Genomic DNA, 17,803 nt, shown 5'->3' with positions numbered 1-17,803 from the left:
CTTTTTCGGTGCATAAGACTTGATTTTGTCCGAAGTTGTCGTGTATGCTTCTAATCATGGATACGTACATCCAAATGAAACTGACTATCAACCCTGCCACTCGGCGGGGTTTTTGCTTTTCTGGGGGAGGCTATGAAAATCTGCGCATGCCACTTTCACCCGAAAGGCTTTTTCCTGACATGTGACCATCAAGCTGACTTTTGGGTGCTTTTAAGTCCGTTGGTAGGCTGGGGGCGTTTCTCAATGATCCGCCCCGACGAGGAGTTCACAAAGTCTGGAGGAATTTTTCAATTGACTGAATTACGGCCTGCGGATGCAGAACCGCCGGAGTCAGTAATTGAAGCGTCAAATGTTTTATGGCGTCTGCCGGAAGCTCACGAAGTTTTGAAATCAGTCCCTTCCGCTGCTCTTCAGGAATGTTTGCAACGCGGATTATGTCTTCCAGGGCAATGATCGTGCTGTCATGCAGCTTAACAGTTTGCACATTCAGAATAGCGCCTAGTCCGCCATCGTCGCGGATGAAATCAATACCACGGTGAGTGATGGCGGGCCTATTGACCAGGACGTAGCCTTCTGAGCTTGGTTTTAAACCACTCACTATCAACTGGTGCTGGTGGAGGTAAAGTAAATTTGCCATGAAACTATCAGTGTCAGGGTACAGATTGGTGATTTCATTGACCTGCTCGTTAGTTAGTTCGTTTGGGTATACAGCATAAAGAAGTTGCAGCGTTTCCCGTTGAATGCTTCTGTCGAATTTATCCATGTTTATCACCGAGTTTGATGTGGTTACTTCTGGCGATCTGACCATATCAGATGTGGTGATATGTCGCTACATAGCGGCAACTGAAGACCTGCAAATGATTGCAAATCAGCAGGCCACGCCCGGGAAGGGCGTGTTGAAATCAGATAATCAAGATGTTAAATTTCTGGCGTGGTGAATCCCCCTATGCGGAGGGGCATTGCCAGTCTGATATGTTTTTTTGCGCATTGCGAGTCGTCTGTGGACTGGCGGCGACTTACCGGGAGGCACCCGGCACCACACCTAATAAAAAATGATGATAGCTGTAAGGCCCACTTCGGTGGGCTTTTTCTTTGGGCAAAAAAAAGCCCGCATGGTTTCATGCAGGCAAGGCAGTTACATTTAGATTTTGTCCCGGTATATGTTTTTTTGTCCGGAAGTCGAAAGATACTGTCTCGAATACATTTTGTAAATAACGGATTCAAATCACAAGGCCATGCATTTGCATGGCTTTTTTATTATCAGGTCCCGCAGGAATCATCCTTGACGCTTTTTTGATAAATCCAGCCTGACGGGTCTGACCCTTTCTAACACAGCACCGATCGTTACTAACGGAGGTGCGAAATGCATTGATACACTGGATGACCTTGTTTGTAGCATAGCGGATAATGGACCTTTCAATTGTCTAGGGGTCGCTATGGGTGATTGGCTTTATGATTTGTTTTCAAAGGTAATACAACATTACAAAGAAATGACGGCTATAGGATTACTGATAGCCTTCGTGAAAATTTCCTTTCCAATATTAATGCGCTGGCTTAACAGGCGACTGGATCGAGCCGAGCATCGTAAAAGAGTCAAGCTATGGACAGATATTGGCTGTAGTGAGGAAGAGGCAGAAGACATAATCAGAAAGTTCGATGATGACGTCCGAAAGGAGCTGAAGAGAACCTCACTTCTATCTCGCATCAAGAATATCATTCGCAAAAAGACCCGGTAAGGGTCTTTTTTTATAACAAAATTCAACACCATCCGAATCATACGGAGGTGAGGCTATGACCAAAATGAGCACCATTTACAGCAGACTCTCATACGGCACCGGGACCGCATTAACGGGCTGCGGTGTTTCGGCAAAGGCATATGCCGACGTATCGAAAACAGAGGTATGGATTTTGGCCGACAAAGTGGCTGGTATGAGCCTGAGTGACTGGGCGATCGTTGTCGGTATTGCATGCACTGTTATTACCTGCGGTGTGAACTGGTATTACCGGCGTAAAGAACGGGAGGATCGGCTTAATGGTTATGTCAACAAAGCTGAGGAATAGTGTTATCGCGGCCGTTGGTGGTGGTGCTATTGCGTCAGCGCTGATCACCGGCCCGACCGGTAACGATGGTCTGGAGGGAGTGCGGTATAAGCCCTACAAAGATGTCGTAGGTGTGTTGACGGTATGCCACGGACACACGGGCAACGATATCATGCTCGGTAAAACCTACACCGAGGCAGAGTGCCGAGCGCTTCTCAATAAAGACCTCAACACAGTTGCACGCCAAATTAACCCCTACATCAAACAGCCAATCCCCGAAACGATGCGTGGGGCGCTGTACTCGTTCGCGTATAACGTCGGCGCTGGCAACTTCCAGACCTCAACGCTGCTGCGCAAAATCAACCAGGGCGACCAGAAAGGCGCATGCGACCAGCTGCGTCGCTGGACGTATGCCGGCGGTAAAGAGTGGAAGGGCTTGGTAACGCGTCGCGAGATTGAGCGCGAGGTGTGTTTGTGGGGTGAAAAACCACAGAAAGTTGATGATGGTTTCGGGCCATTAAATCCCGGCATACCGCCATCTGCACCGGGAGTGTTCTAATGAGCCGCTTAACAGCCATTATCAGCGCAGTGGTTATCCTGCTGCTTTGCTGTGTTTTCTCATGGCGCTCCGGCTGGAGCTCTCACGCTGTCCATATCAACGCTCAGGCAGCGAAGAAAAAAGAGAAAGCCGAAAAGGTTATCCAGCCAGTTGAGCAAAAGGCCGCTGCCGCTACAGAAGAGGGCAAGGTCATCTACCGAACCATAACCCGCGACGTGGTGAAATATGTCCAGTCTCCGAATCGTACTGTGTGCCGGTTTGACGATGATGCTGTGCAGTTGCGCCAGCGAGCTATCGACGCTGCCAACGCCATCCCCGGATTTGATGACGGCGCCGTGCAAAGCAAGTGACGCAGGGAAAGACAGCGACGAAGACCTGCAGTCAGACGTCGAAACCGCTCAATGCCTGCGCCAACTGCGGTTAGATAAATACCGTTGGCAGGCCTACTACCGTGCAGTGAGTCAGTAGCGGGGCTACATTGCCGTTCCTGCATGGCGAGGTCGGCGTGATAAAAAACCCCGAAGAGGATATCCAAAAGTAAACGGGGCGCTGAATGAACAGCTAATGACTAAACAATACATCGTGTATCTAAATATGTTTAATCATTTCGCAACCCGGACCATATTGCGGAGGAGTACACCTGTGTTTTGGCGTAGGACTGCTATCGGCGCTGGGGAAGTGCAACCGGGATAAGGCTGATATCAGGCAGGTTGACTCTAAGCGTCAATAGCAGGACTACATCCGCACGCAGTGTCTGAAATAGCAAAGTGAGTTAAAATCATCAGTGGCTAGGGTAGCTCCCGAAAAGCGGCATCGTCACCGCCTGCCACTGATAGCCTGACGAACAACTAAGACGAGGTTGTGCATGAGCAAGCCAAAACCAAAGAGCACTGTCCGCATCTCATTTACCGTGATTGATGAGAGTGGTGAAGAAACACTGAGTCGTGATTTCTTCGTACCATTTGAAAAAATCAAGAGCGCTCGATTCCCTGCTTTACCTGATGCAGCACAGGATGAGGCCAAAAAGTTTCATGAGGCTGCCGTGATGATGGGCTGCTTTGGTGAATAGCACTAAACAAGGTCGCTGAGGCGGCGTTTTTGGCATTACAGAGCCACTTCAAGAGGTGGCTCGATAATGTTGGAGGAAACCATGTCAACGCTTAAGGATTTATCCCGGCAGCTAAAGCAGTTGCAGAAGCAAATTCCTTTCGCCACCGCGCAAGCTATGACATCGGTAGTAAGGGATATCGCCGCAGCGCAAAAAGTGGCACTGGGGCGAAAACTGGAATCGCCGACGCCGTTCACGGTTAATGCTGTGGGCTCATCGGGGGCCAGAAAGAACAACCTTCGCGCGAAAGTTTATGTGCGTGATATTGCCGCCGGATATCTGGAGCCTTTCGAGTTTGGCGGCGAGCATAAGCTGAACAGCCAGGCGCTGCTCAACCCGAAGAACATCAAGCTGAACAAATATGGAAACATGCCGCGCAATAAGCTTTCGCAGATGAAAGCGAAGCCGAATGTGTTCGTCGGTGAGGTGAATGGCGTCAACGCTGTCTGGCAGCGCAGGAAGCCGAAGAAGTCGAAGAAGAAACGGGCAAAACGTTCAGCGAACGGTACGCGCAGGCCGAAGCCGAAACAGCGCTCTCCTAAGCTGCTGGTGAGGTTTGGTGATGCTCTTCCCGTGGCGCCAGTGCTCGGGTGCATGGACCGTTCACGAACGATGGCGGAGGCATTGATGCCCGGCGCGCTGAGCCGCGCCATCGCTGACGCGATCAGGACTGCGAGGTGACCCCACCCCAAGGGGTTTGGGTCCTTCCTGAGACTTTTGTAAGGCACGGGCATTGCGCGCCGCAGTGTTTTTGTAGCTACAACTTTTTATTTTGTGTCCCATGTCCCACCTCAAGGGATCGCCAGCCACGCTAGAGCCAGCACGGATTATTCCATTTATTCCAGTGGGACATTCGTGTGGGACATTGCAAAAATGTCCCAGGTAGATGTCCCACCCCAAAAATGCCCCAGGTGATGTCCCATGACCACGATGAACCAGAGTCAGTACGCGCAACATTCAGGCGTCGATCGCAAGACCATTGGCCGATGGATCAAGGCTGGTCGGTTTATCGTCATGGATGGCGACTTGATTGATGTTGAAGCGAGCGATGCCGCGCTGAAGAAAAACCGCGATGGAAAAGATCCGCGGGCATCAAACGCGAAGAAGAAAAAAACCGTAGCACCCCGGAATGATGGCGACGATGAAATTGATGAAACCGTTCGCCAGATAATGCTTACAGAAGGTGCTGACCTTTCCAGGGAAGAGGCCGCGCGGATCCGTGAAAATTACATGGCCCTGCAGGCAAAGCTCCAGTATGAAAAAGACAGCGGCCAGACAATTGAATTGGCCATCGCCGAAGAGGTCCTGTTTAACGCCTTTCGCCAACAGCGTGATGCCTGGATGAACTGGCCTTCCCGGGTGGCACCGCTTATGGCCGCTGATCTGGATGTGCCGGCGGACAGGATGACAGAGGTGCTGATCGAACATGTCCACAAACATATCTCAGTCCTCGGAGAGCCAGAATTTAACTCAGCTGAAGATTGAACGACTTCAACTGAGTGTCAGAAAAGGATGGACGCCACCGCCGCGTATCAGCGTTCCGCAATGGGCGGATGACTACCGGAAGCTGGCTAAGGAGGCCGGGAGTACGTCAGGGAACTGGGAGACCTCGACTGTAGAAATTGCCCGTGGTCCGATGCTGGCGGCGACTGAATCCGGCGTGCATGTCGTCACGGTGATGTGCTGCACGCAGCTGATGAAAACGGCATTGCTTGAAAACCTGTTCGGCTATTTCGCTCACCTCGACCCGTGCCCGATTTTGCTCCTGCAGCCGAAAGAAGAGGCGGCAGAGCAGTTTTCAAAAGAGCGTATCAGCCCGCTGGTGCGGGTGACGCCGGTACTGCGGAAAATCATCGGCGACTCAAAACAGAAGAGTTCGAAAGAAACCATCCTCTACAAAGCGTTTACCGGCGGATTTCTGGCGCTGGCCGGTGCCGGTAGCCCCGACAACCTGGCGCGCCGACCTATCCGCGTACTGCTGGCGGATGAGGTGGATAAATACCCGATTACCCGCGAGGGGGATCCGATCACCCTGGCGGAGGAACGAACCGCAACGTTTGGCCTGACCTGGCTTTCCGTCCGCGCCTGTTCTCCGACCGTTGAGGATGAAAGCCGGATTGCTGACAGCTATGCCGAATCTGATCAGCGCCGGGCCTCTGTTGTTTGTCCGCACTGTGGGCATCGGCAGTTTCTGGATTTTTTCAAACATGTTCAGTGGCCGAAAGAGGGTGATAAACACCTGACAATATCAGCCATGATCCACTGTGAATGCTGCGGTGCCGGCTGGTCTGAAGGTGAGCGCCTGCGCGCATTACAGACTATCCGCTGGCATCAGACCCGGCCGTTTGAGTGTTGCGGTTCTCGCCACTCCCCGTTGCTTGAGTACGATCAGGCCTGGCGGGCGAATGATGAAAATAGCGTGGCTGCTGTCTGGAAATGGTCCGAATCACCGCGGCATGCGGTCTACCGGGCGATTTGTCCGGATTGCGGAAAAGAGGCTGTCGATAACCACCATGCCGGCTATCAGGCTTCCAAACTGTTCAGCCCCTGGCAGAAAGATAAACCGTCGGATATCGCGGGAAAATATATCAAGGCGAAGGGGGATCCGGATAAAGAGCAAGCCTGGTGGAACACGCAAATGGGATTGCCACACAGACCCAACCACGGCAAACAGCTGCCGGTTGATATTCTGCTGGCGCGTCGTGAAGTCTTCCCGGCCATCGTTCCTGATGGCGTGGCTTTGTTAACTGCAGGCGTAGATACCCAGGATGATCGCTTCGAAATCACGATCACCGGTTGGGGGAGGGATGAGGAATCATGGTCGGTTTCCCACGATGTGATTTATGGCGATCTGGAAACGGATGAACCGTGGAAACGACTCGATGCATACCTGAAACAGATCTGGCGCCGGGGTGATGGTCGTGGACTGAACATCATGGCGACATGCATGGACTCCGGCGGCCACCACACGCAAAAGGTCTACGAATTTGCTAAGGAGCGTTTGGGACGTCGTGTCTGGGCGATCAAAGGTGAGTCTGCTCAAAGCGGCAGGCGTAACCCTGTCTGGCCGACAAAGCGCCCGACATCGAAAAGCAAAGCCAGTTTCCGGCCAATTATCATCGGTGTGAACTCTGCCAAGGATGTTGTGCGTGGTCGCCTCCACCTGGACCCTCCCGCACCGGGCGCAGCCGCAGCGGGTTATATGCATTTCCCTGATGATCGGGACCTGGGATATTTCAATCAGCTATTGGCCGAACGTCTGGTTTACAAAGTGACTGCAGGCCAGCGCTTCAGTGTCTGGGAACAGATACCGGGGCGGGCGAACGAAGCGCTCGACTGCCTGGTTTACAGCTACGCCGCACTGTGTGGACTCAAACATATGGGATTAAAGCTCAACGTTCGGGCCGCAAACCTTGAAGCCAACCCTGAAAAATTCCTGCCGGCACCTGCCGTACCAGAAGAAAAAATCAGCTACGAGTTACCCGGCGCGGTTATTGAAGAACCCGCGCCAGTTAAGCGTAAGCAAATTTCTAAACTCCTGCCGCAATAAGGAAAACCATGTTCAACCGGAATACCAGCCTGCTGGCTGGAATGAGTGATGATCAGGCGCGGGCAGCATTAGCTAAAGCCCAGGCTGCTTACGTTGACTTAGCCGCAGGGAGCCACGGTGTTTCATTTTCCTATACGCAGGGAGACGGAACACGCTCCGTGTCCTACCAGCAAACCACACTGTCCGAACTATTGGGGCTGATTCAGCTTCTACAGGCGTATCTGGGTATTGTCGTGAGGCCACGTAAGCCAGTGAGGTTTCGATTCTGATGAATAAAGTGCAAATACTTGGCCCGGATGGTACCCCGTATCGCGCACCGCGGCCCAGCATGCTGACGGGCGGCAGCCGGGTACCTTATGACGCCGCCGATTCGTTTAGTGATCAGCTGGCGAACTGGCAACCAGCGCTATGGTCGCCGGACAACGAAATCAACATTTATCGCGATCGCATTGTTTCGCGTGCCCGTGACCTGGTCCGTAATGACGGGTGGGCGAACGGCGCCGTAACCCGTCTTCTGGATAACGCCGTCGGCGCCAATTTCAGGCCCATCATGAAACCCGATTACCGGGTGCTGCGTATGGTCACCGGTAATAAATCCTTCGATTCAACATGGGCTGAAGAGTACGGCAAAGCGCTGGAGGCGCACTGGCGCACCTGGGCATATGACACCGGGCGGTACTGCGATGTTGAACGCAAGCTGACTGTGCCGCAGATGTTGCGCCTGGCCTTTCGCCACAAGCTGATTGACGGGGATGCGCTGATGGTCCTCCAGTACCGGCCTGACCGGTTGGGGCGGGGCAGGGGACGATATGCCACCACTGTTCAGGTCGTCGATCCTGACAGGCTCAGTAACCCACAGCAGAATTTCGACATGCCGAATATTCGCGGTGGCGTGGAGATTGATGAGGACGGCGCACCGATTGCTTATCACATCCGTGAGGCGCATATCGGCGACTGGTGGAGCGGTGCCAAAACTATGACATGGCGGCGTATACCCCGTGAAACCGCCTGGGGGCGTCCGCATGTCGTCCATGATTTCGACCATGAGCGGGGTGCTCAACACCGCGGCAATGGCATCCTGACGCCGGTCATTCAGCGTCTGAAAATGCTGGTGAAATATGACCAGAGCGAACTGGAGGCCGCCATTCTGAATGCCATTTTCGCAGCATATATAGAGTCACCTTATGATTCTGAAATGGTTCAGGCTGCGATGGGGGAAAGCTTCGATGACACCAGTCTGGGAGCCTATCAGGACGGCCGAGTGGAATTTCACAATGACCGCCGGCTGACCCTGCAAAATGGCGCCAGGATGCCGATTCTTTACCCAGGTGAAAAAATCACAACGGTTAATGCCGCCCGGCCGTACAGCAACTTTGAGGTGTTCGAATCGGCCGTGCTGCGTAACTTCTCGTCCGGTACCGGGCTTTCCCCGCAACAGGTCACTCAGGACTGGTCAGATGTTAACTACAGCTCCGCGCGATCTTCATTGCTTGAAGCCTGGAAAACACTGACCCGACGTCGTGATGATTTTTCAATGGGGACCGCGCAGCCTGTCCTGACTGCGTTTGCAGAAGAAGTTCATGATAACGAGGACCTGCCTCTGCCGTCGGGTGCGCCTGACTTTGTAGAGGCCCGCGCCGCCTATTCCCGCGCTCGCTGGATGGGGCCTGGCCGCGGCTGGGTAGATCCGGTTGCAGAGAAAAAAGGCGCCATTCTTGGTCTGGATGCGGGGCTTTCCACACTCGAAATTGAAGTGGGGGAAAACGTCGGCGAGGACTGGGAAGAGGTGCTTGACCAACGGCAACTGGAAATTGAGTCCTGCCTGAAACGCGGTCTCCCATTACCCAGTTGGGCGCAGGCGGACAAGTTCGCCAGCGAGACAATCAAAGATCCGGAGGAAAAGTGAATCTACCTCATCTGGCGCAACGTCTGTTTAATACGCCGCTGGCCCTTCATCCGAATAAAGCCGAGGTCATCATGGCCGCGGTTATGGACCGGTTTGGCATCAGCAGAATCGAATCCTCTCTGGCTATGGAAGACGATGACTGGTACGGCTACGACGACAAACGTGGTCGGGAGTCAAAACGCGACCCCGGATATGACAACGTGGCCGGGGTCGCCGTGATCCCCATCTGCGGTACGCTGGTTCAAAAACTGGGAAGTCTGCGACCCTATAGTGGCATGACCGGTTATGACGGCATCCGCCAGTCATTTCTGACCGCGCTGGCCGACCCGGAAGTTAACGGCATCTGCTTGGATATTGATTCGCCCGGCGGTGAAGTGGCCGGGTGCTTTGATCTCGTGGATGAAATCTACAACGCCCGGGGCACGAAACCCATCCATGCCATTCTGACCGAAAATGCGTATTCCGCAGCGTATGCGATTGCCAGCGCGGCTGACCGTATTTCCGTTCCCAGAACCGGCGGTGTGGGTTCAGTCGGCGTCATCACCATGCACCTGGACTGGACGCAGCGAATTAAAGACGACGGCCTGAAAGTGACGATCATTACCTTCGGAAGCCGTAAAGCCGAAGGTTCCCCTTTGCGGGAGCTCTCTGAAGAAGCCTTCAATGCCATCCAGCAGGACATTAACGCGATGGGGGAATTGTTTGTGAATACCGTCGCCAGAAATCGCGGGATCAGCGCGAAGGTGATTAAAAGTACTCAGGCTGCCTGTTTTATGGCTGCTGATGGTGTGGAGCTTGGACTGGCTGATGAGGTATGCCCTCCGGATGCTGCGTTCAGACATTTACTTGAAAAAACAGGAGCCTGAAATGGCAAAGAAACCGTTTAGTTTTGCCCACCTTATCGGATTTGGCGCGTCGGCTTCCGAAGAGGAAGACGATAAAAAGTCCAAAAAGGCGAAAGCCCGTCGTGCGGAAGAAGACGAGCGCGATGATGATGCGGAAGACGATGAGCGTGACGACGACGCTGAAGAAGACGAACGCGACGACGATGCGGAAGATGATGACGACGATCCGGACGCTTCCGAAGAGGATGATTCCGACGATGACGACGACCGCAAAGAAGGCAAGGCGGCCAAAAGTGCCCGCATTGCTGAGCGTAAACGTTGCGCCCGCATCTTCGGCAGTAAGTATGCCGCGGCCAATCCGTCACTGGCCGCTTCACTCGCATTCAACACAGGGATGAGCGCTGCCGCCGCTATCGACGTCCTGGCATCTACCGCGCCAGCCACTCAACCCCAGGCGACGCGCAAGCGCTCTCTCGATCAGCGCATGCAGGAAAGCGAGAATGTCCGGCTTGGGCTGGATGGGGATAAACCATCTGGCGGTAAAGCGACGCTGGTGAACAAAATGACCAGTCTCTACAACTCCACCAAAGGAGAGAAATAATGGATCAGTATGGTCAGAATCAGTTTGCTCCGGGTATGAAAAGTGCCTTATTTATGCCGGACCAGCTCATCGCCGGTACGCTTCAGGTAGTTACTGATACCGGCATTATCACCGGTGGGACCTATAAGCGTGGAACCGTACTGGGGATGGTGACCGCCAGCGGCAAATACACTACTTGTGTGAAAACGGCTGAAGATGGCAGTGAAACGCCTGTGGCAATTCTTGTTGATAATGTCGATGCCTCGTCAGCCGATCAGAATGGCGGACTCTATCTGATGGGCGAGTTCAACCAGAACCATATCATTATTGATGCATCATGGACTCTGGCGGCAATGAAAACGGCGCTGCGCCCGCTGGCTATTTTCCTGAAAGATAGCACTCAGGCCCCTGTAGCCGCTTCCTGATTTAACCCTCTTACCTCTGACCCAATGCTTTAACCGGCAGGGGCTGACTCATTCCAATTTTTGCCAGCGTGCAGCTGGCATTATCAAGAGACTGAATATGGAAAATATTTATGATACCAGCGTGCTGGTACAGGTCGTTCCTAACCTGAAAACCAGTCAGAACTGGCTGCTCGATCGCTTCTTCCCGAATGTCGTGACCTACGAGACTGAAGAAGTGGCGATTGATGTTGATATCGGCCTGCGTCGTATGGCGCCGTTTGTCTCTCCGCTGGTGGAGGGTAAACTGGTCGAGTCCCGTAAATACCAGACCAATACGTTCAAACCTGCTTACATCAAAGACAAGCGCGCCCCTGATCTGCGTAAACCCATTCGTCGCCAGATCGGCGAGCGAATTGGTGGTGAATACACCGCCGCCGAACGTGAAATGCTGAATCTGCAGTTTGAAATGACTGACCAAATCGACATGATCAACCGTCGTCTGGAGTGGATGGCCGCCAGCGCGCTGGTGTCCGGAACCGTCACGGTTACCGGGGAAGGCTATGAAACCAAAGTGGTGGATTTCGGTCGTGCTTCCGACCTGACTATCACCCTGAGCGGTTCGGATAAATGGCCGCTGACCGTTGCCGCTGGCGCGACCAATACCCAACCTTCTGATGATATCGAAGTCTGGCAGACCACTTTCCTGAAAGAGTCCGGTTCTGTCGCCACCGACCTGGTCTTCACGAATAAGTCATGGTGTGCATTCCGACTCGATACCACCATCAAGGATAACGCCATCACATTTCCGGCGCTGAGCCCGTTTGGTAACCAGATTAATGCGGGCCCGCAGGTCATGAAGGGAGCTATCTACAAAGGCCGCTGGGGTAACTTTGACCTCTGGTTGTATAACGACTGGTTTATTGACCCGCTGGATAACGTCGAGAAACCGATGATCCCTGATGGCGCTGTCATCATGAGCGGCGCGGACCTGATGGGCACCCGCGCCTTTGGCGTGATTCTGGACCCGGCGTTCAACTATGGTCCGCTGGCTTATGCGCCCAAGTCCTGGGTTAAAGAAGATCCGGCACAACGTCTTATCCTGATGCAATCCTCCCCGCTGGTTATTCCGAGCAGGGTCAACGCATCCCTCTGCGCAACGGTGGTCTGATATGGCTAAAACAACCAAAACCGGGTCGGTGGATGACCTGAATGCGGAAAGTACCGCCGAAGAAGGTCTGAACGTTGACGATCTGAATGCGGGCGGCATCGTTCAGGATAACCAACAGCATGACGAAACAGACGACGATTCAGCAGATGATGCGGATGGCGCTGAAGATGAAACCGCAGCCCCTGAATACGTCGTTCTGAAGGGAAACTGCATTCGTCATGACGGCGAGATTTACCGCGAAAATCTGCGTATTCCGGTCTCCGGTAAGGACGCCGAACGTCTGCTGGCTGCAGGTGTGATCGCCGATGTTCAGGTTCTTCGGCAGCGTGCGTTATCTGCTGCGCGTGGCGTGAAAATTACTACGGAGTAAACGCGATGGGAGTGGACTGGGATTTACACCTGTTGAGTCCGCTACATGGCGTCTTCGGCGATGAACACGAGTACCGTCCCAAAGACGGTACTGCTCCTTTCACGATTAACGGCATTTTTGACCGTGGGTATGCCCAGGCTGCTGAAAACCTCGACGGGGATTCAGTGATCAACACCTCCAGCCCGATGCTCGGCGTGCGTGATGCCGAGTTCCGCAAACTGGGGAAACCTCAGCCTGAAGTCTCGGACCGCGTGTTTATTAAGACCGTCGGCGGCCACGTCATTAATCAGTTATTCGTGGTGTCCAATGTCGAGCCTGACAGTCATGGCGGATCCCGCCTTGTCCTCAATGTGGTGAAAACACGATGAATGCATCAGCTATTCGCAAAATGGTGGTGACAGCGTTGTCCGGTCACACCGATGCCGGCGACCGCGTTTATTCGCCGCGGGACTGGCCAACCTCGGCAGCGCTCTATCCGGCGCTGCTGGTTCAGACCCCGTTTGATCATAAAAAGGCGCAGGGGCGGAATACGCCGGCATTTACTACGGTGACCACCGTTCGCATCACTGGCCGCGTCCAGGAATATGACGGGGAAACCGATGATGATGGGGCGCTACGAGCCGAGGAATCGCTGGAGGACCTGCGCGAGCAGGTAGAAAGGGCGGTCATCAACAGCTACGAGCTCACCCGTAAAATCCAGAAGTACGCGGAAATCCGTTCAACGATTGACGTTGACGGTGATGGTGAAGCGCATCTGGGTCAGCTGCTGTTTGAGATCGACATCGAACATTATCAGGGGCCGGAAGATTTTTATCCCATCGACCCGCCACCGCTGGAGGGGATCGATATCACCGTCGAAATGCCGGATGGCACACCGCGCCCGGGCATCAGTATTAACCTGCAGGAGTAATCCATGTTTGTAAAACCAAAAGACGGGCTTAGCGTTCGCTGCCCCGTCCGGGGAGAGCCTTTGCCCCAAGAGGGCGGGGAAGTTCCGGATAATACGTTCTGGCGCCGTCGGTTGAAGGATGGCGATGTCAGCCTGGTGCTGGAAAAAGGTGTGAAGAACACCGCTAAAAAAGAGGACGCTTAAATGACCGTTCCGTTTTCTCGCGTACCCGGTAACCTCCGGACGCCGTTGTTTTACGTCGAGTTCGACAACTCTATGGCCAATACTGCGACGGCGACGCAACGAACCTTGCTGATTGGCCAGATGCTGGCTGCTGGTTCGACGCAGGTCAATATCCCCGTCAAAGTCTCCTCGCCGAATGGCGTGGGAGAGCTGACCGGTAAGGGGTCACAACTGCATGGCATGATGACTGCCTATCAGAAGAATGACACGGCCGCTGAAATCTGGATCCTGCCGCTGGCGGACGACTCCGGGTCAATGGTGGCCGCGAAGGGGAGTATCAAGGTTGCGTCACAGGCGTCTGAGACGGGCGTAATCTCTCTCTACCTCGCCGGGAACCGCGTGCAGCTCACCGTGCTGGCAACCGATACGCCGGCGCAAATCGCTACGGCACTGGTCGCCGCCATCGCCAAAAAAACTGACCTCCCGGTTACAGCAGCTGTTAAATCAGACGCGACCGATACGGTCGAGCTGACGGCTAAAAATGCGGGGCTTCTGGGTAACGGGATTGATATTCGTCTCAACTATCTGGGAACGCAGGGCGGGGAATCGACGCCTGCAGGTCTCACCCTGACCATTACCTCGATGGCAGGCGGCGCCGGCGCGCCGGATTTTGTGGATGCACTCGGCAATCTGCAGGATAAAACGTTCGATTTCATCATCAACCCGTACGACGATACGGCCTCTCTTGATGCCATGAAGGCGTTTCTGAACGATGCTTCCGGCCGCTGGGCGTGGGATAAACAGCTGTACGGGCATGCTTTCGGCACGACGTCGGGAACTTATGCTGAACTGGGCACAAAAGGCGAGGCCAGAAATAACCAGCATGAAACGCTGCTGGGCGTGTATCGCTCTCCGACGCCTCGTTATATCTGGTCTGCCGCGCTGACCGGCGCCATTGCCCCGAGCCTGCGTAATGATCCGGGCCGCCCGCTGCAGAGCCTGCCGGTTTATGGCGTGCTGGCGCCAGATCTGCAGGACCGCTTTGAACTAACCGAGCGTAACAACCTGCTGTACAGCGGCATTTCAACGTATACCGTCGCCGACGACGGAACGGTCAACGTGGAAAACATCATCACCACCTACCAGAAAAACAGTTACGGTGATGAAGACGACAGCTATCTGCAGGTGGAAACGTTGTTCAGCCTGATGTTTGTGACCCGCTATCTCCGCACAGCGGTGACCAGCAAGTTCGGGCGCATGAAACTGGCCGCCGACGGCACCCGCTTTGCACCCGGTCAGCCCATTGTCACGCCCAACATCATCAAAGCTGACCAGATCGCCGAATACCAGACGCTGGTGTTTAACGGTTACGCCCAGGATGCTGACGCGTTCGCGAAAAATATTATCGTTGAACAAAATGCGTCCAATCCGAACCGCGTTGACGTGCTGTGGCCGGGAACGCTCATCAATCAGCTGCGTATTTTTGCGCTGCTTAACCAGTTCCGCCTGCAGGCTGAATCAACAGGAGCATAAGTCATGACTGATACTTCTAACCGCATTGCCGGTACTGCCTATGTCACCGTTAATGGTGTGTCGGTCATGGTTGAAGGCTCGTTCAAATACCAGCCCTCAACGGTAAACCGTACCACGCTGACCGGAATGGATGGCGTACACGGTTATAAAGAAAAGCCTGTTGCGCCGTACATTTCTGCCCGCCTGCGCGATAGTAGCGGCACAAATGTGCAGGGCTTTAACAAACAGACCAATGTCAACGTCATCGCGGAACTGGCGAATGGCAAAACAATCATTGGTCGAGGGCTCTGGACGGTAAACGTCCAGGAAGTTGAAAGCGAAGATGCAGTGTTCGATGTTCGCTGGGAAGGGTTTGAGGTCACGGAGAACTAAGATGGCTGAATTAGAACGTACGAAAATCATTGTTCTTACAACGCCTCTTGAAGATGTGGCACAGAAAACGCGCTATGAGCAACTTGAGCTTAAAGCGCCGACACTGAGCCAGGCTGAGCAGTTTTACGAAAAACAGTCTTCTTCAACCTCTCTTGCGGCAATGCGCTTACTGATTTCTCTGGTATCTGACACCCGCGAAAGCGTGCTGCATCCGATGGACTTTATCGACTTCCGCAAGTGCGAGGTTTATCTGCTCAGTTTTTTGACCTGGCAGCCCTGACAGCATGGCAGGAACTTGCTGCTGAAGTGACATTTTATTTCCGCTGGACTGAGGACAGGGCGTGGGGTATGACCTACTCCCGTCTGAAGTGGTGGGTATCACAGGCCTCAAGGATTAACAAAATCAGGAAATCTTCACACGATGAGTAACTCTTTTGATTTTGAACTGGTAGCCGGTGATCATGTCAGCGAAGCAATAGCACAGATCGACGAGGCTGTTCGCAACCTTGAACCCCAACTGGAGAAGACCCGGCAGGGCTTGCAGTTAGGCGGGCAGGAGACGATTGATGGGCTGAACGGATATAATTCCAGGCTGGATATTATGGCCCGGACTGCACGCGATAACGTTCAGTTTATTGGCGACATGATCCCCCCCATGAAAATAGTGGGAGAACTGGCAGGCAAGTTGGCTGGGCTGGGGCTGGCTGGTGGAGTTATCGGTACTATCGGTGGCGCAGCATATGCGACAGGTAAGCTTGCAGAAAGCTACCGGGAAGCAGCCAGAGGCGCTTATGACCTGAACACGCATGCGCAAAATACTGCTATGAGTGTTCAGGACTTTTCCCGGCTTTCCGGGGCTCTGCAGCTTGTAGGGGCTGACAGTGAAAGTGCTGCATCTTCTATCGAGGGAATTTTCAAGTCTCTCAACGAAGCAAATAGCGGTAAAAATGCTGGTGTCATGGCTGCAATGGCACAGATTGGCGCCCAAATTGAAAGAAATAATGATGGTTCTGTCAACACGCTAAGGACGCTTGAGTCCATTGCAAGGATTTTCCCAAAACTTCGACCCGATCAACAAAAGTCATTTGCCGATGCGATGGGTTTAACACCTGAGATGCTGACGCTGATGCGTGAAGGGGCAAAATACGCCGGGCTTCTGGCAAAAGCGGATAAGGTAGGATTGACGGTGGATCCTGCCCTGAACCAGCAACTGACAAACTTTGATGTTGCGGTCAAGGAAGCAAGCGCCTCATGGGATGGATTTAAATCAAAGCTTGAACGTAAGGTTTATGCCTACGTTGATACCAATGGCCTGACGGATATGGTCAGCGGCTTTACTGATATGCTGGCGAATAACTTCGACAACATCTCTATGAGCCGATTTGCTGGGCAAAACAAAGGTGATGACTCTGAACTAATGCGTAGGGCGCTGGCGGACCCTGAATTCCAGAAGAGCCTCAACGGAAATGAAAAAAACCAGCTTACTGCTGGCGTAATGACTGATGAGTCCAGGAAGAAATATCGGCAGTATTTTTATAATCAGGATCGCTCGCAGCAATTACGTGACGATGTAAATGCCATTATTAGGCCAGAAACCTCACGTGGCCCCATTGTTTACAGCCCGAATGGTAAAAATACCCTTGGGTTTAGAAATCACAACCCTGGAAATTTGAGGGATGCCTCAAATACAACAGGAAGAAATCAGGGTTTTTCTACGTTTTCCAGCGATGACGATGGTTTAGCTGCGATGGCTCGCCAACTAATGCTTTATGGTGATCGGGGTAATAATACTCCGGGTGGCATTCTTCATACGTATGCCCCGCGAACTGAAAATAAAACTCAGCAATATATTAACGATGTTTCCGCCAGGACTGGCTATGACTCTCGTCAACGCCTTGATCTGCATAACCCTGAAGTACTTAAAAATCTGATGGCAGCAATGATTCAGCATGAACAGGGATCGCAACCGTACACGGAAGAGCAACTGAAAAATGCGATACAGTCAGCCATTATGGATGACAGGTGGTCAGGCTTGCGAAGCCGCGATAATCTTACACAACAGCGAAGAGACATCATCTCTGGCGCTGGAGGTAATGGAAGACCGCCCTCCATACTGTCTCCAACTGATGGAGGCGGTGATACTAACATCATGGCCGATAATATTACTCGCTCTCTGACGGATGCTTTTTCTGAGCATCCATTAAAGCTGGAAATAACCATGATTAATGATAAGGGGGAGAGAAAAACCTATAACGTGGAAAATAATGGAAAAATTACCACTCCCATGAATTATTAA

The 17,803-nt window shown here is 53.1% G+C and carries 23 protein-coding genes; 22 read left to right on the top strand and 1 reads right to left on the bottom strand.

Annotation, left to right across the window (positions count from 1 at the left end):
- Nucleotides 1–265 precede the first annotated feature (265 nt).
- Nucleotides 266–763, bottom strand: coding sequence for a hypothetical protein (locus FNY10_RS09745; protein WP_049100455.1), 498 nt, complete (start codon nucleotides 761–763; stop codon nucleotides 266–268).
- Between FNY10_RS09745 and FNY10_RS09740 the strand changes: the two genes are divergently transcribed.
- From FNY10_RS09740 to FNY10_RS09635, 22 genes are all read left to right on the top strand, one after another.
- Nucleotides 762–938 carry a hypothetical protein gene (locus FNY10_RS09740; RefSeq protein ID WP_158414542.1) on the top strand — a complete coding sequence of 59 codons (177 nt, stop codon included), beginning with the start codon at nucleotides 762–764 and terminating at the stop codon, nucleotides 936–938. The genes FNY10_RS09745 and FNY10_RS09740 overlap by 2 nt on opposite strands.
- Before the next feature lie 853 nt (nucleotides 939–1,791).
- On the top strand, nucleotides 1,792–2,061 hold the full coding sequence (locus FNY10_RS09735; RefSeq protein WP_142131667.1) for an HP1 family phage holin: 270 nt from the start codon (nucleotides 1,792–1,794) through the stop codon (nucleotides 2,059–2,061).
- Nucleotides 2,039–2,599, top strand: a complete 561-nt coding sequence (locus FNY10_RS09730; RefSeq protein WP_160704880.1) for a lysozyme — start codon at nucleotides 2,039–2,041, stop codon at nucleotides 2,597–2,599. The genes FNY10_RS09735 and FNY10_RS09730 overlap by 23 nt, the downstream gene beginning before the upstream one ends.
- Complete coding sequence (locus FNY10_RS09725) at nucleotides 2,599–2,949, top strand: hypothetical protein (protein WP_075594565.1); 351 nt, start codon at nucleotides 2,599–2,601, stop codon at nucleotides 2,947–2,949. The genes FNY10_RS09730 and FNY10_RS09725 overlap by 1 nt, the downstream gene beginning before the upstream one ends.
- A gap of 515 nt (nucleotides 2,950–3,464) precedes the next feature.
- Nucleotides 3,465–3,668, top strand: coding sequence for a hypothetical protein (locus FNY10_RS09720; protein ID WP_086816353.1), 204 nt, complete (start codon nucleotides 3,465–3,467; stop codon nucleotides 3,666–3,668).
- A gap of 81 nt (nucleotides 3,669–3,749) precedes the next feature.
- Nucleotides 3,750–4,388: a hypothetical protein gene (locus FNY10_RS09715; RefSeq protein WP_160704881.1), complete on the top strand. Its 639-nt coding sequence runs from the start codon at nucleotides 3,750–3,752 to the stop codon at nucleotides 4,386–4,388.
- 240 nt (nucleotides 4,389–4,628) lie between these two features.
- Complete coding sequence (locus tag FNY10_RS09710; protein WP_160704708.1) at nucleotides 4,629–5,192, top strand: hypothetical protein; 564 nt, start codon at nucleotides 4,629–4,631, stop codon at nucleotides 5,190–5,192.
- A complete protein-coding gene (locus FNY10_RS09705) occupies nucleotides 5,134–7,257 on the top strand; it encodes a phage terminase large subunit family protein (RefSeq protein WP_032717775.1) in 2,124 nt (707 codons plus the stop codon). Before FNY10_RS09710 ends, FNY10_RS09705 begins: the two co-directional genes overlap by 59 nt.
- A gap of 8 nt (nucleotides 7,258–7,265) precedes the next feature.
- Nucleotides 7,266–7,526, top strand: a complete 261-nt coding sequence (gene gpW, locus FNY10_RS09700) for a gpW family head-tail joining protein (RefSeq protein ID WP_025713573.1) — start codon at nucleotides 7,266–7,268, stop codon at nucleotides 7,524–7,526.
- Nucleotides 7,526–9,163 carry a phage portal protein gene (locus FNY10_RS09695; RefSeq protein WP_047723972.1) on the top strand — a complete coding sequence of 546 codons (1,638 nt, stop codon included), beginning with the start codon at nucleotides 7,526–7,528 and terminating at the stop codon, nucleotides 9,161–9,163. Before gpW ends, FNY10_RS09695 begins: the two co-directional genes overlap by 1 nt.
- Nucleotides 9,160–10,029 carry a S49 family peptidase gene (locus FNY10_RS09690; RefSeq protein WP_075594564.1) on the top strand — a complete coding sequence of 290 codons (870 nt, stop codon included), beginning with the start codon at nucleotides 9,160–9,162 and terminating at the stop codon, nucleotides 10,027–10,029. Before FNY10_RS09695 ends, FNY10_RS09690 begins: the two co-directional genes overlap by 4 nt.
- Before the next feature lies 1 nt (nucleotide 10,030).
- Nucleotides 10,031–10,609, top strand: a complete 579-nt coding sequence (locus FNY10_RS09685) for a hypothetical protein (protein WP_160704710.1) — start codon at nucleotides 10,031–10,033, stop codon at nucleotides 10,607–10,609.
- Nucleotides 10,609–11,013: a head decoration protein gene (locus FNY10_RS09680; RefSeq protein ID WP_025713569.1), complete on the top strand. Its 405-nt coding sequence runs from the start codon at nucleotides 10,609–10,611 to the stop codon at nucleotides 11,011–11,013. The genes FNY10_RS09685 and FNY10_RS09680 overlap by 1 nt, the downstream gene beginning before the upstream one ends.
- Nucleotides 11,014–11,110: 97 nt before the next feature.
- Nucleotides 11,111–12,160 carry a major capsid protein gene (locus tag FNY10_RS09675; protein WP_160704712.1) on the top strand — a complete coding sequence of 350 codons (1,050 nt, stop codon included), beginning with the start codon at nucleotides 11,111–11,113 and terminating at the stop codon, nucleotides 12,158–12,160.
- A 1-nt stretch (nucleotide 12,161) separates the two neighbouring features.
- Nucleotides 12,162–12,530, top strand: coding sequence for a hypothetical protein (locus tag FNY10_RS09670; protein ID WP_025713567.1), 369 nt, complete (start codon nucleotides 12,162–12,164; stop codon nucleotides 12,528–12,530).
- Nucleotides 12,531–12,535: 5 nt separating this feature from the next.
- On the top strand, nucleotides 12,536–12,898 hold the full coding sequence (locus FNY10_RS09665) for a hypothetical protein (RefSeq protein ID WP_025713566.1): 363 nt from the start codon (nucleotides 12,536–12,538) through the stop codon (nucleotides 12,896–12,898).
- Nucleotides 12,895–13,440: a hypothetical protein gene (locus tag FNY10_RS09660; protein ID WP_025713565.1), complete on the top strand. Its 546-nt coding sequence runs from the start codon at nucleotides 12,895–12,897 to the stop codon at nucleotides 13,438–13,440. Before FNY10_RS09665 ends, FNY10_RS09660 begins: the two co-directional genes overlap by 4 nt.
- Nucleotides 13,441–13,443: 3 nt before the next feature.
- On the top strand, nucleotides 13,444–13,623 hold the full coding sequence (locus FNY10_RS09655) for a DUF2635 domain-containing protein (protein ID WP_025713564.1): 180 nt from the start codon (nucleotides 13,444–13,446) through the stop codon (nucleotides 13,621–13,623).
- Nucleotides 13,624–15,135, top strand: coding sequence for a phage tail sheath subtilisin-like domain-containing protein (locus FNY10_RS09650; protein ID WP_160704714.1), 1,512 nt, complete (start codon nucleotides 13,624–13,626; stop codon nucleotides 15,133–15,135).
- 3 nt (nucleotides 15,136–15,138) lie between these two features.
- Nucleotides 15,139–15,507, top strand: coding sequence for a phage tail tube protein (locus FNY10_RS09645; RefSeq protein ID WP_160704716.1), 369 nt, complete (start codon nucleotides 15,139–15,141; stop codon nucleotides 15,505–15,507).
- Between the two features lies 1 nt (nucleotide 15,508).
- On the top strand, nucleotides 15,509–15,787 hold the full coding sequence (locus tag FNY10_RS09640) for a phage tail assembly protein (RefSeq protein ID WP_160704718.1): 279 nt from the start codon (nucleotides 15,509–15,511) through the stop codon (nucleotides 15,785–15,787).
- A gap of 141 nt (nucleotides 15,788–15,928) precedes the next feature.
- Nucleotides 15,929–17,803 (top strand): hypothetical protein, encoded by a 1,875-nt coding sequence (locus tag FNY10_RS09635; RefSeq protein WP_160704720.1) that lies wholly within the window; start codon nucleotides 15,929–15,931, stop codon nucleotides 17,801–17,803.

Origin of the sequence: Klebsiella sp. Lac1, from assembly GCF_009825425.1 — a bacterium.
In the GTDB taxonomy this organism is placed as follows: Bacteria; Pseudomonadota; Gammaproteobacteria; order Enterobacterales; family Enterobacteriaceae; genus Klebsiella; species Klebsiella electrica.
The sequence above is the reverse complement of the archived record's forward strand: the minus strand, read 5'-3'. Positions and strand labels throughout refer to the sequence as shown.